8 protein-coding genes are annotated in these 14,427 nt (G+C 40.3%); all 8 read left to right on the top strand.

The window, feature by feature from the left end; genetic code table 11:
- Positions 1-6 precede the first annotated feature (6 nt).
- Positions 7-3,453, top strand: coding sequence for a PKD domain-containing protein (locus D0817_RS16285; protein ID WP_127339436.1), 3,447 nt, complete (start codon positions 7-9; stop codon positions 3,451-3,453).
- Positions 3,454-5,025, top strand: a complete 1,572-nt coding sequence (locus tag D0817_RS16280) for a contractile injection system tape measure protein (protein ID WP_127339435.1) — start codon at positions 3,454-3,456, stop codon at positions 5,023-5,025.
- A 10-nt stretch (positions 5,026-5,035) separates the two neighbouring features.
- The gene (locus tag D0817_RS16275; RefSeq protein WP_127339434.1) at positions 5,036-5,605 is read left to right on the top strand and encodes a hypothetical protein; all 570 of its coding nucleotides are present in this window, start codon (positions 5,036-5,038) and stop codon (positions 5,603-5,605) included.
- Positions 5,606-5,609: 4 nt separating this feature from the next.
- Positions 5,610-6,485, top strand: a complete 876-nt coding sequence (locus D0817_RS16270; RefSeq protein ID WP_127339433.1) for a DUF6734 family protein — start codon at positions 5,610-5,612, stop codon at positions 6,483-6,485.
- Between the two features lie 72 nt (positions 6,486-6,557).
- Positions 6,558-8,804 carry an eCIS core domain-containing protein gene (locus D0817_RS16265; protein ID WP_127339432.1) on the top strand — a complete coding sequence of 749 codons (2,247 nt, stop codon included), beginning with the start codon at positions 6,558-6,560 and terminating at the stop codon, positions 8,802-8,804.
- Positions 8,805-8,815: 11 nt separating this feature from the next.
- Positions 8,816-9,460 (top strand): hypothetical protein, encoded by a 645-nt coding sequence (locus D0817_RS16260; protein WP_127339431.1) that lies wholly within the window; start codon positions 8,816-8,818, stop codon positions 9,458-9,460.
- A 12-nt stretch (positions 9,461-9,472) separates the two neighbouring features.
- Complete coding sequence (locus D0817_RS16255) at positions 9,473-13,738, top strand: eCIS core domain-containing protein (protein ID WP_238160896.1); 4,266 nt, start codon at positions 9,473-9,475, stop codon at positions 13,736-13,738.
- Positions 13,735-14,406, top strand: coding sequence for a HEAT repeat domain-containing protein (locus tag D0817_RS16250; protein WP_127339430.1), 672 nt, complete (start codon positions 13,735-13,737; stop codon positions 14,404-14,406). Before D0817_RS16255 ends, D0817_RS16250 begins: the two co-directional genes overlap by 4 nt.
- Positions 14,407-14,427 lie beyond the last annotated feature (21 nt).

Raw genomic sequence — 14,427 nt, 5'->3', positions numbered from 1 at the left:
TTCAACATGTTAGCAAAACTTTCAACCATAATAACGCTGTACCGAAAATTTACAAAAAACCAGGTACTTACAGAAGGACATCTTAACGAGATTGTAGATTATTTTGATGATCAGGACCGTATTTCCAGAATTGGTCTTAGTGGCGTGGGAATCATTTGCGGTTTCCAGGTTTCTTATGATCCGGCTGCAAAACTCATCTCCATAACACAAGGCAGCGGAATAACTACTGATGGTGATCTTTTTCACCTCTACAATACAATTCCGAATGGTGGAAAAATTATTGATTTTGAAAGCAAACAATACACGCATTATAAAATACACGACAATAAAAAGGCAGCCTACAAACCGTATTTCTACAATGGCAGTGAGCAGCTTGAAATCTTCGAACTCCTGACCTACGAACAGCAGGTACTTGATAATGCCAATACTTTCCCCATACAATACCTGAAAGACAATACGGGACTGGATGTCAATGATGCCGTAGCACTATTGTATTTAGAATCGTATGAAAAAGACCTTGATCTCTGCGTCAGTCTTTCGTGTGATAACCAGGGATTGGAAATCATTGGCAATCACAAAGCGCTATTGGTGAGCAAAGCTGTGGCCGCACAAATAAACAGCAATGATACAATTATTACGGCCACCAATTTCGCTAACCTGTACCATAAACTACCCGAAATCCTGTCCAACCGCATCGTACTGCAGCCGGAAAACTTCACCAATTATTATGAAGTAAAAAAGAAATTCACCAATGGTATCTTTAAAAACAATGTAGTGAACAAACTGCGTGATGGTTTTGAAATCCTGCTGAACGGTTTACAAATGCCGCTCATGCTGGCCTCCATTAAAAAAAACCTCAACGAATTATACAGTTTCAACGAAAATAATGTCCCTCCGGATTTTCAGTACCGATATGATCTTCTCAACGATTTGATAGATACGTACAACGAGATAAAGCTTCTGCTAGCGAATATGGATGGTGAATTTTGCTGTCCGGACATTACATCGTTCCCTAAACACTTAATGCTTGGAGAAGTCCTAAAAACCGGACCTTGCTTTGAATACCGACACGCTTTTTACAAATCGCCTTTGCTTACGGGTCAAAACCTGACGACGCGCAACGATTGTTTAACACTGGATCCGCTTACGGAACCTGGTACAGAAGAAACAATAGCCGAATTTGTCATCGATCTGGAAGGCAAGGAAATCAAAATCTGCTACGGAAAAAATACAGACGTACAGCAACTGTACAGCCTTATCAAACGCTGTGTGCAACTCCTGGCCAATTATAATGTTAATTACAATGCCATAAAAATTACACCGAGTTTTGAATTAGGCGTTTTGGGTAAAAAAGCGATTCCGTTTTATAACAATGTGGGGAATCACCTTATTGAACTTTGGGACTACGAAAAAACAGCCTTAGGAAAACAACGCAGCAACAGGAGTTATCACGACAACCTTTTAAATACAAAACGTCCGCTGGAAATCAGGGAAGACCATGATTTCTATAGAATTGAAGGGCATCACGGAAAAAATTACAAAGAGGCCCTCAAAACCATTCAGGACATCAGACGTCAGAATGGTCTGGGATTTAATGTAGCGGTACTGGCCATAAATGCCTACGAAGCACAGGAAGTGATGGAGAACTTCACCTCGTACTACCTCAACAAAAACCATGGCTACGAGCATAAAGGCGGTGTAGCACCCGGCGGTACTTTTGTCATGATTTATATCGAAGGCGAATACAGCCAGTATCCGTACTATTATGGGTATGGATATCCGTATGAATTTCCACGCGGGAACTCCCTGGCCGGTGATTTTGAAAAAGAGGGCGATAATGGCGAATCGATTGTATTGAATCCAATAGTAGCCGACTTTACGTTGCCTTATTTATGCTGCGATGATAACTTCATCACGCTGTCTTTACCGGTAAACAAACTCTGTTTTGATGAAACAAGTCCGTATTATCTATTTCATGTTACCCCAACCGGAGGTTTTGTAAAAGCGGATATCGACGAAGATTTAAACGGAGGGGTTACCACCAATGAATATGGCGAATTTATATTTGATCCAAAACTGGTCAGCGAAGAACTGATAGGGAAACCCATCTCTTTTACGGTTAATAATTTTGAAACAAAATGTGAAGTAACCATTTTTAGAAAGCCAAAATTTGATTTTACAATTGACATCACAAAATCAGATACAACCAATGAAGTTACGGCTGATTTTACCATTACCGGAGAAAATCAGGAAGGCATGAAATACAGCTGGGATTTTGGCGACGGAAGCGAAAAAGTCATTACCAACGAGACAAAAATGCAGCGTATTTATACTTATGAATTGCCTGTTAAAGAAGGTTTTTCTTTTCCTGTAACTGTTGTGGGCGAAAATGGAAATTGCAGTTATACCGTAAAACATTCGGTCGTTTTTGAAATTACGGATATCAGGGTTAGCATTGAAAGTAAATATATCTGCAGAAATGACGATACACCCTATGTTCTTACCATCGAATCCAAAAACAAGGTAATCTTAAGTGGTCACGGTGTTTCTCAGGATGATTCAGGCCAATATGTTTTTATTGGTTATGATGTTCCTGAAAATGTAGACAAAGTCATTATACTGGCGAATGGTAAACCTACAGATCTTGTCATTACCCTGCAAAATCCGCCGTTAGCACGCTTTAATTATGCGATAAAAGGCGACGATCTTATCCTCACCAATAATGCTGCAGATGCAGAAAGATATGTGTGGGACATTTCGGGAGAAGTAATAGAAACAGAATCCAAAGACCCAATCATTCGCTCTGTCTCCAAATATGACAGCGGATCTATCACAGTGTCACTTACGGCAATGAATAAAAGATGCGGTGAAAGCACAGAGGCCAAAGAAATTATTCTTAAGGAACAAGTTGAAACAAATCCATGTCTGGAAAGTGTAAGCACGTTTACCAAAACAGCAATCGAAGAAATAGGAAGAATAAAACTGCGTCGCGAATTTAAAAATTTTAGTCCTGAAACTATTGATCTGACAGACCAGATTGAAAAACAGTTTATGACTGTTGACAAACAAGTGGATGGTTTTGTAAATGGCGAATTTAATAATCAACTGGCAGAAATGTTTACCGCCCTTGTTTATGATAGTTTATTATCAGCGGTACGAAATGCTAAAACTGTCACAGAAAAAAACATACTGAGTTTCCTTGTCGAAAACCATATCTCGCTGTTTTATCATATTTTAAAATGTCAGAAGCCAGACCGGCTAAATGAATTTGAAAAACAGATTACCACCATTTCAACCCGTTTTGAAACGCTGTTAAAAGGATTTATAGAAATGAAATACAATACGGATCCTAAAGGAACACTAAAAAAATTCCTTGAAGATGTGGCACTGTCATTTAAAGGATTGAAATTTATTTTAAACGGAATCAAATTACAATTAGAAAATTTAGCCTAAATGCAGATCTCCGAAAGACATAGTATCAATAAGTTATTTGTTGAGGTGAATACGCCTTCCAAAAAAAATGCGTATTTCCTAAAAGACAATCTGGACACGTTTCTAAAAGCAGAATTATTTCCGCTTTTAGAAACGTATTTTGATACGCTCGATAAAAAAATGCCCTTGCATAGTATTCAGATCGAAAAATTAAACATGGATCTTGCTGTAGCGCATGATCTTGATTTTAATAGCCTGAAGATTGAAATTATGGATCAGTTCCGGAAACAAATCGGGAAACAAATGGAACAGGGTTTTCTTGATACGGAACAGTATAAACTCGTTAAGAATAAGGAAAAAGACCTGAATGCCTTCTTCAGTTTTTTAGAAACCGGAACCCATTCATGGTGGTATGATTCAGGAAGCACGCCTAAAGCAACCGCAGAAGATTCATTTGAAAAAATGATCGAAGACAAAGCTTTTGGCGTTAAATTAATGAGTGCTTTAGCGAGCCGTGCCATAAGAATCCGCTTTATCAAACAATTATCAGATGACCAGATTTTCACTATTTTAAAAAACACCTTCCTTTTAGAATTAGCTGCTGAAGAAACGATATCGAAAAATATCGAAAGGATTAAAATCAATATGACGGCTGTTCTTTCACAATCTAAGACAGGATTGCATCAGCGAAATCTAGTTTGGGATATCGTCCTGTCAATAGTATTAAAGTACAACGAAAGTATCGTAAAAGAGAAATTAGTTTTCCTGATGGCTTCTTTTGATGCGGTTCGAAAATACGACCTGAAATTTGTTGCAGAACAACTTAATAAGCAAATCACAGACAGATCCGTTTTGGATGTACTGAGTAATCTTGCTCCTGAAGTCCTGAAACTAACCACTATGCTGGCACAAAAAGCTTTGGAGCTACTTAAAAAAAACAGCAATACCACAACGGTACCTTCGTGCTCCCAAACGGTTGACAGCCCGGCCTCCGAAAATAAGGTTGCAGCAGTGAACCCTGTTTTAAATCGTGACGAAACCAAAGAGGCCAAAATTCTCGAATCGCCTTTATTTCTAAAGGAAGAAATTGCTGAGGTCCCGGCCAATCATTACGTAAACAATGCCGGACTGATTCTGATTCATCCTTTCGTGAAACAGCTTTTCCTGAATTGCGGATTACTCAACAAAGACAATACGATAAAGGATCCGGAAGTTGCAGCACATCTTTTACACTATACCGCCACAGCAAAAGAACAGGATTATGAAAATGAAATGCTGTTCGAAAAATTACTGTGCAACATTCCGCTTAACCAGACCATTAACCGAAACATCATACTGTCGGAAGAATTCAAAAAACACAGTACTGAAATGCTTCAGGCAGCTTTGGACCACTGGCCGGTTATGAAGAACTCCTCTGTCGCCTTGCTGCAAAATGAATATTTACAAAGACCCGGAAAAATAATCCTGACCGGAGATAATCCGAAAGTTCTTGTAGAAAGAAAAACACAGGACATCTTGCTGGATAAGATTACCTGGAATATAGGAATCGTAAAACTGGCCTGGAAAAACAAAGTAATTTTTGTCGACTGGTAATTTTAAAAATATGGAAACTGAAGAAAAAACATTCCTGAAGGAAGATGAAAAAAACATTTTCTATGAGCAGCAACAGGCGCTTCAAAATATTTTTGACAAACTCGATTTGTCAAAAATTGCGTTTGTAGGCGGAATTGCAGATTATATCAATCTCCGCAGTTATTATGATATGCCCGTCAATGACATTGATATTATTTATGAAAATGAAGAAGACCTTTTGCCGATTCAGGAACAGGATGGAATAACGCGGTATTTCAGCCGGTTTTACAATATAAATGTCGGGGAAGTTTTAGTCTCGGAATTCTTTGTCAATAATAAGAATGTGCACACGGATTATTACAAAAGGATTTTTTCCAAAATACAACTCACCCAGTCTCCCTTACTCGGCAGAATGGTCTGGCATGCCACTTTTAATGAGATGAAAGAATTCCATAACACCCAGTTACCGGAAGTAACCTCAGCGGCAATGGGTCATAAGTATGAGTGGAAAAGACTTTACAAACACAGTAAAAAGGCATCGTTATACAACAATGTATGCTACTTGGAAGAAAAACAACTCCTTCAAACACTTAAAAAATAATGGTATGACTGAAGAACCAAGAATTATATACAGCCTGGATGCTTTTCCGCTAATCAATAACCGTTGGCAGATGGGCAATAAACTCAAGGAAACGATCTATATGACTGCCCTGAGTATTTTATACAGTCACCTCTGGTACAAAGACATTGAACTTTATGCAGATGAAACCGCTTATAAATTTTTATACATGCTGCCCTGCAGGGTTACAAAAATGACTAATGAAAAAAACCAGGAACTCTGGATGAAGTCCAAAATTCATGCGATCGAAAGACAGACAAAACCATTTGTTCACCTCGATACAGATGTGTTTATAAAAAGAAAAATCAATTTTAGCTTCGACAGTATTATTCTGGAACGAAAAGAATGCGGCTATGAAATGCATTATAAGAAACAAATTGATTTTTTCAACCAGTATACTGCCCATTTGCCGTATTGGCATTCCAATCTCGGGCATTCGTACAGTTGTGGAATACTGGGGTTTAATGATCTTACGCTTTGCAGGAAATTTGTAAGCGCCTACTATGATATGGAAAAAATTTATACGGCACACCGGGAAGAATTTGCCCCGTTAAAACAACAGGGATTCGAACCCTGCATTGTCATCGAACAATACAACCTGGCCTCAATATTAGACTATAACAACATTTCACCAACACTGCTGCTAAAAGGAAAAAATATTGCAGAACAAAGCATCTATGCCGCTGCAATGGGTTACAGTCATCTCTTCGGTATTAAAAAATACAAGAAAGACATTACCGACGAAATCGAACACCGACTCTTTAAAATATTTCCGTACTGGTATGCACAGATAAAGATCGAATTAGAAAAACATCAGATCATACCGAAAGAAGAGGCTAACGCTAAAACCCTGGTAGCTTAGTATTTCACGAAAATAAATCCAGTTGGGATTTAAAAAACAAGTATTTGTTTCAAATAATAAAACCATAAAGTGATGAGAACTTTAGAAAATAAAAAACCGGACAATCACTCCTCTTCTCCTTTTTTTGGACCAAAAATCCAAAAAAAACTAACGACCGGTACCGTGGGGGACAAATACGAAGTCGAAGCAGATACTGTTGCCGATAAGGTAGTGAACAAAGGAAAAAGTGGCGGATTACTGCAGTCCAAAGGAGAAGAAGGCGTGCAGAGAAAACCCATTTCCGAAACCATATCCACCGTTCAGAAACAGGATTTGGAAAAAGAGAAACCAGTACAGAAAAAAGGCAAGGAAAAAGAAGAAGACAAACAGAAAATCCAAAAAAAGACAGCTAAAGAAGAAGACAAAAAAATTCAAAAAAAGGGCAAGGAAAAAGAAGACGATAAAAAGAAAATTCAAAAAAAGGCAGATAAAGACGAAGATAAAAAAGTACAAAAAAAAGGTAAAGAAAAAGAGGACGATAAAAAGAAAATACAAAAAAAAGCAGACAAAGACGAAGATAAAAAGATACAGAAAAAAGGCAAGGAAAAAGAAGAAGATAAAAAGAAGCCTGTTCAGAAAAAATCAAATAATAACGAGTCGACTGCAAACGATGCTAAATTAGAAACCAATCTAAAAAGCAGTAAAGGCGGCGGATCACCTCTTTCTAAAGGGGTAAAAAGCGAAATGGAATCCGGTTTCGGAACCGATTTCAGTCAGGTTCGCATTCATACCGACAGCAATGCCATGCAAATGAGTCAGGATCTCGGCGCTCAGGCTTTTACGAACGGAAATGATATTTATTTTAATTCCGGAAAATATGATGCCGACAGCAAACAAGGCAAACATTTACTCGCACATGAGCTTACCCATACCGTACAACAAGGTTCGAATATTCAAAAGAAAGAAAACACTCCGGTACAAAGAAGCTGGCTTGGCGATGCCTGGGACAGCGCAACAGATACGGTAAGTGACGGATGGGAGGCGGCAACAGGAGCAGTCTCTGATGTGGCATCCGGTTTTGCCGATACCGTAAGTGAGGGCTGGAATTCCGCAACCGGAGCCGTTACCGAGGCGGTTTCTGGTTTTGCCAGTGACGTAAGCGCGGCCTGGGATTCTGCTACTTCTTATCTTGGAGAACAGGCGACTGCTGTCTGGGATGGCATGAAATCACTAGGAAGTGATGCACTCAATTGGTTATCCGGTGCCGCATCGTATGTCTGGGACGGTATTAAGTGGTTTGGAAATAAAGCCTGGGACATCATCAAAGTGATTGGTACCGTTTTATGGGAAAAACTATGCCTTTTGGGCAACAATGTATGGTCTTTCATTTCTAATATCCCATCCCGATTGTGGAGATTAATTGTACACGGCTGGGACGCAATTACCGGCATCTTAGGCTGGGCCTGGGACGGACTGAGTGCCGCCGCAGGACATTTATGGGAAGGTGTAAAAGGAGTCTTTAGCTGGTTGGGAGGCGGGATCTCAGGAGCCGCAAACTGGATCCTGGAAGGTGTTGTTGCCGGCTACGACTGGGCAGTTGATTTTGTTACGGCACCAAGCCTTTCGAAACTGTGGAATGCCCTGACCGGAACGCTGAGCTGGCTGGGAAAAGGGATTTCAGGCTTTGCACAATGGGGATGGAACGGTATCGTTGGCGCAGCAGTCTGGGCCTGGCAGGGAATTAAAGGTTTTGCTTCCTGGATATGGGATGGCATTTTGGGCGGACTTAGCTGGGCAGGAAAACTTTTATTATACCTTATCGATTTACTTGGAATCTTTGAAATATTACAGCTGATATGGGGCCTTATTTTTAGAATGCGAAAACTGACCGATGTCGAAAGAAACGCCTCGCTTCAGGTACATCCTGCAGGAATGATTCCGTATGATCAGGTATATGTCGATGAAGGTTCTCTGGTAGCCTATATTTCCGGTTATTTTTCCGGTGGAGGCTACAGAGCCGTAACCACAGCGCATATCATTCATGCAGCACCCGGAGAAGACACCGCAACTATGGTTCACGAATTGTCACATGTGGCACAATACGAGCACGCAGGATCGGTATACATGGCGCAGGCGATACATGCACAGGCTTTTGGTGAAGGATACAATTATATCAATAGCGACGGAACTTTTAAACATGCCCATTTTAATGAATTCAACAGAGAACAACAGGCCTCAATCTGTGAAGATTATTACAAAGCACTAAATGGCGGAGGCGGACATGCTTCTGCCGCTGCCCTGCTGCCTTTTGTGAATGAAATGAGGGCAGGTAAATTTTAAAAATCAGAAATATGAAAGTAGTACTTCTAAATTCCAATAAGAATAAATTCCAAATTCCAATTTTAAAACAAGCCGATCAGTTGGAATCTGAAAATTTGGAGTTTCTGTTTTTTAACCAACTCATTCATTGGAATTTGAAATTTAAATTTTTGGGAATTACAACCCTTTTTTGTTTGCTGTGTTGCTGCTTTGCGGGATGTGACACTATTTATGTCAACAAATCAAACCCTTTAGTCCTACAGGCAGATGCATCCGTATCGAAATGTTTGAGAGTGGAGGGCGTATTATCCGTTTTCCCGAGTTTAAAAAATGTATACCTCAATCCTAAGAATGACACCATTTTAAAAAAGGAAATCCTGGTCGTTATTTTTCATGATAAAGAAGATTTATCAGCCTTTAAAAATAAAATAGACCGGGAGCGTAACAAATCGATTGCAAATATCAGACGAAAGCTTGATTCTCAAAAAGCAGAATCTGCCTTAGTGCAAACAAATAGCACGATTCCGTATGTCTTGTCTTTAAATAATATAACGGTTTTTAAAGACGGATTGTGGATTGTTTTCTACTCGGAAACCGGTCAGGAACTGGAAACCTTTTTAGAATTTAAGAGAATCGGAGTTAATGAAATTCCGGAAACAAGTATAATTCCAATTTAAAATTGATAACGAATGCCAGCCTTTACATCAAAAACAAAAGCAACTCCTTCGCACTCCTCGTCCCATCAGGACAAGGGGCAGGAATCTTTTTTTGGTGTACAGGCGAAATTGAATATCGGAAAATCCAATGATAAACATGAGGCCGAGGCCGACAGGGTCGCAGACCATGTAGTCGCTGCCAAAAAAACCACAAATACGGAAACCTTTTTTTCGCCTTCATCCGTAGTGCAGAAGAAACTGGCCGAAGACGTACAAAAACAAGAAGACCAGAACAAGGAAATCCAACAAAAAACAGTTGCCGAAACCATCACTCCGGTTGCACAGTTAAAAGAGGATTCCATTCAGAACAAGCTCGATGCTAAAAAAACGGAAAAGCGTGAAATCAATAAAGACTTTTCCAAACCAAAAACCGTAATTCAGAACAAAACTGAAAATGAGGTTCCGCAAAAAGAAGCAACGCTGCCAAACAAAAAAGAAGTAAAAAAAACAGCAACGGTTCCGGTAAAAAAAGTGGAACTGAAACCTGAAATCCAAAATAAAACCGAAGAAGAGGTTCAGAAAAAAGACGAAAAGCCCAAAGAGGAAAAAAAGGCAGACCTACAAAAAAAACCTTTAACCGAGGCTGTAACTCCGCCACCAGCACAGCCAAAAGCAGAATACAGCATTAGTAATGCAGCTGTAAAAGCAGTTATCCAGCCAAAACCGGAAAAGGAAATTCAGGCCAAGGAAGAAGACGAAATCCAGGCCAAAGACGACGAAAAAGAACTGCAGATGAGTGCGGGTGCCGATGCGAACCCTTCTGACAGCTCTAATCTTGAAAGCACTTTAAACAGTAGTAAAGGCGGCGGTTCTCCCCTGTCCGGAAAAGTAAAAACCGAAATGGAATCCGGCATTGGTGCCGATTTCAGCAATGTCCGCATACACAATGACTCCACCGCTGTTCAGATGAACAAACAATTGGGCGCTCAGGCTTTTGCCACCGGAAACAATATTTATTTTAATGAAGGAAAATACAATCCAGACTCGCAGTCGGGCAAACATTTACTTGCACACGAATTAACCCATACGGTTCAGCAAGGGGCAGCCATCAGAAAAAAACCGAAGCCAATCTCCCCTGCTCCCGAAATGATTCAGGGTTCGTTCCTGGATTTAGTTCCCGACTGGATCATCAATGAAGCACGCCACATTCCCGGCTATACGCTTTTCACCGTTATTATCGGTTATGATCCTTTAAGGGAGGTGGATGTAGAGCGAACCCCTATTAACCTGGTAGAAGGATTGATGGGACTTGTGCCTTTTGGAACAGCCATATTCGACAAACTTCAGGAATACGGAATACTGCAAAAAGTTTTCGACTGGGTAGAAGGAAAACTAGGCGAACTCGGATTAACAATCGACAGTATTATGGATATGGTGGAAGATGTTTGGGATAAAGTATCCTTCCCCTATACCGATATCATCGATTTGGTTACTGAAAAATTCAGCGAATTAGTACACAGAATAACTTCTTTTGTAAGTGCTACGGTAGATCAGGTCATCACCTGGATCAAAGAAGCGCTGATTGATGTGGCAGAACCTATACTGGCAGAAAACAAGGCCTGGTCACTGATCAAAAAAATAATCAGATACGATCCGTTAAGAGACGAGGAAGTAAATGCGACCACTGTCGAAATATTAGAAGATTTCCTAATCCTGATCGACAAGCAAACCGAGCTGGAACAAATGCGTGAAAAAGGCACGCTTCAAAAAACGGCCGACTGGCTGGACACTCAGGTAGGGACTTTCACTTCATTGTTAGGCGAACTCCGCGGACTCATCAATTCTGCTTGGGATGCCATTCAGCCTTCGAATCTGGCCAACATTGCCGATAATCTTTCGGCACTGGCAGCTCAGGCGGGAGGATTCCTGCAAAGAGTCTGGGATTTTGCCTCAGGCGTGGCGCTTAAGGTATTGGAACTTGTGAAAGAGTCGTTATTAGGATGGCTTTCCTCACAGGCCGCGACTGTAAGAGGGTACTCCCTGATAAAAGTAGTTATAGGCAAAGATCCTTTTACCAACGAAACTGTCGAACGCTCCATTCCAAATCTCATAAGAGGTTTTATGAGCCTAATGGACGGCGGTGAAGAACAATATGCCCAAATGGTTGAAACGGGTGCCATAGCCCGAATTACAGGTGAAATTGAAGCGGCTGTTGCTACTTTAAACATGACACCAGCGGCTATTATCCAGCTCTTTACCGATCTGTGGAACTCGTTTACAATCGACGACCTTATTCATCCTCTTGATGCCTTTGTTCGTATTATTGAAAAATTCGGTGAACCTATCGGACGCCTTATCGCTTTTGTGGCAGAAATCGTCCGAATTGTCATCGTGGCCATACTTGAGATCATGAATTTCCCATTCGATCTCATCGGAAACATTATAACCCGCGCCATGCAGGCCATCGACGACATCAAAAAAGATCCGATCGGTTTCCTTAAAAATATATTACGTGCCATCAAACAGGGATTTGTTCAGTTCTTTGACAACATTGTGACCCATTTAATTAACGGCGTAACCGGCTGGTTAATGAGCGAACTGAAAGATGCCAATATTCCTGTGCTTACCGATTTTACTTTAAAAGGAGTAATCTCATGGGTACTTGAAGTCCTTGACATATCAATGGAAAAAATATGGGAGAAACTGGCAGCCCATCCTCGAATTGGTCCGGCAAGAGTCGCCAAAATCCGCAACATGATCAACACGCTCGAAGGCATCTGGACTTTCATAAAAGATGTTCAGGAACGCGGTATGGCAGCGATTTGGGATAAAATCCAGGAACAGCTCAGTAATTTATGGAATACCGTTCTCGATGCCGTGAAAAACTTTATCATGGAACGCATCGTAAACCGTATCACCGCCCGACTGCTAAGCATGCTGGATCCAACCGGAATTATGGCGGTGATCAATGGGGCAATAGCTTTATACAGTGCGATTCAGAGTTTTATAAAATACCTGCGTGAAATGCTCGAAGTAGTCAATTCGTTTGTCAACGGTGTGGCCGATATCGCCCAGGGAAATGTAACGACAGCTGCCAATTATCTCGAAAGAACCATGGGTCAGGCCATGCCGATTGTCATCGGGTTCCTCGCCAATCAGGTTGGGCTTTCCGGAATTGGTGCCAGGGTTGGCGAGATGATTGTTTCGGTTCGCCTAATGGTAGACGAGGCCCTTACGTGGCTGGTAAATAAAGCGGTAGATACCGGAATGGCGATGTTAGACCGCCTTATGGGAAGAAGCGAACCGCAAGCCGCTACACCGGCAGGTCCCGTTGCCGGAGCTTTAGCGGAAATTGATAGTGAAAGTGAAAAAGAAAATGATGAAGGAATGGTAACTCCAGATGAAGCCCAAGCCATTAAAAATAAGGTTAACAGTGACCAGGCATCCGTCATAAACATTTCTTCCGTAACGGATGGTGGAGATACATGGGATTATAATTATGTTCAATTAATGACACACAGCGTACCTAGGACAGCACCAAAAACAGTAATTACCCCTCCAATAATGGATCAGGGAAGGCCAAAAACGGTAGTTGCAGATCCGTTAACGGATATTGAGCCTGCAAGTGGACCCGGTCAGGAAAGAGGATCCAGAAACATTGTTGCCGGTAGTACGCATATTGATACTCATGTTGCCAAAAATGCCGGAAATCAATCAGAATTAAAAGGTGTGCACATTTTGTCTGCACGTTTATTTGGTCCGTGGAGTACCTGGAATATCGTTTTTGGATCGCAATCGTTAAATACCAATATGGATAATGGTCCTGAAACTATTGGAAAAACCAATAAAAACAAAACCTTAAAATATTCGATGACTGTAAATTATTATGAAAACACCAATAATGATGCTTTATTGACCTCAGCCTCTCCGTCTGCCGCCCAACTCCGACTGGGTCTTGGCTTTTATATTGCTGAATCGATTACAGCACAGGTGGATGAAGTAAACGGAACTGCTGTAACCTCTCTGTTTAATAGCACTGTGAGAGGAAGTTTTCCAAACCTGGCAATTGTTCCGGCTGTTGCTCCTGAGATTTTAATTACCAATTTATTGAATGCCAATAAAGTTGCCGGAACAATCACTATTGGAAGCGATGTCTACACCAAAACAAATTTTACAAGTGTAAGACAAATCGCAACAGCTCTGCAAAGAGACAATACGATAATATCAGATGCCATACAGACCTTAAACGTTCCTGGTGGTGCAATAACTAAAAGCGGACCTAATTTTTACATAAAATGAAAAACAAATATTCTGAAGAAGTAGAAAAATTATTCTCCTATGGAGATGCGAATCTGGTTACTAACTGGCCAAACTATGTCAAAGAAATGGACTTAGATAAAAAGCACGACGATGAATTGATTGATATCATAAGTACTTCTGATCTCAGTCGTGCTATATCCGGATTTACAATCGAAGATTTTGCACCAAGACATGCATGGAGAGCATTAGGCCAACTAAAAATTATCAAAGCTGTCAAGCCATTATTAAAGGCACTGACAGAAACAAAAAATGAAGAAGCATTTGATTATCAGAATGAATTACCCAAAGTTTTGACTTTAATGGGACCGGAAGTAATTCCGGAACTGGAATCATTTTTACAAGACGAAAAAAAGGATTGGAATTTTAAAACCGTCCTCTTTAAAGTATTAGTTGAATTTGCAAAACAAAAACCAATATACAGAGATCAGGTAATAGTAATGTTTAATAAGTTGTTCCAAAAATATAATGGCAACCTGATCTTTATTTCACGGCTTCTAAATGAATTATTCCTAATTAACCCTATTGAAGATGCACTAATTAGGGAGATAATTTCTAAAGACAAATATGATTTTTCAACCATTAATCAGGAAAGACTTATGCAATTTGTAAAAGAAAGCAAATTATTTGGTCAGAACGGCAATACCTAAACCCTAAACAATCTACGAAAC

It is taken from the genome of Flavobacterium cupreum (assembly GCF_003996965.1).
Taxonomy (GTDB): domain Bacteria; phylum Bacteroidota; class Bacteroidia; order Flavobacteriales; family Flavobacteriaceae; genus Flavobacterium; species Flavobacterium cupreum.
This window is presented reverse-complemented; position numbering and strand designations above follow the sequence as displayed.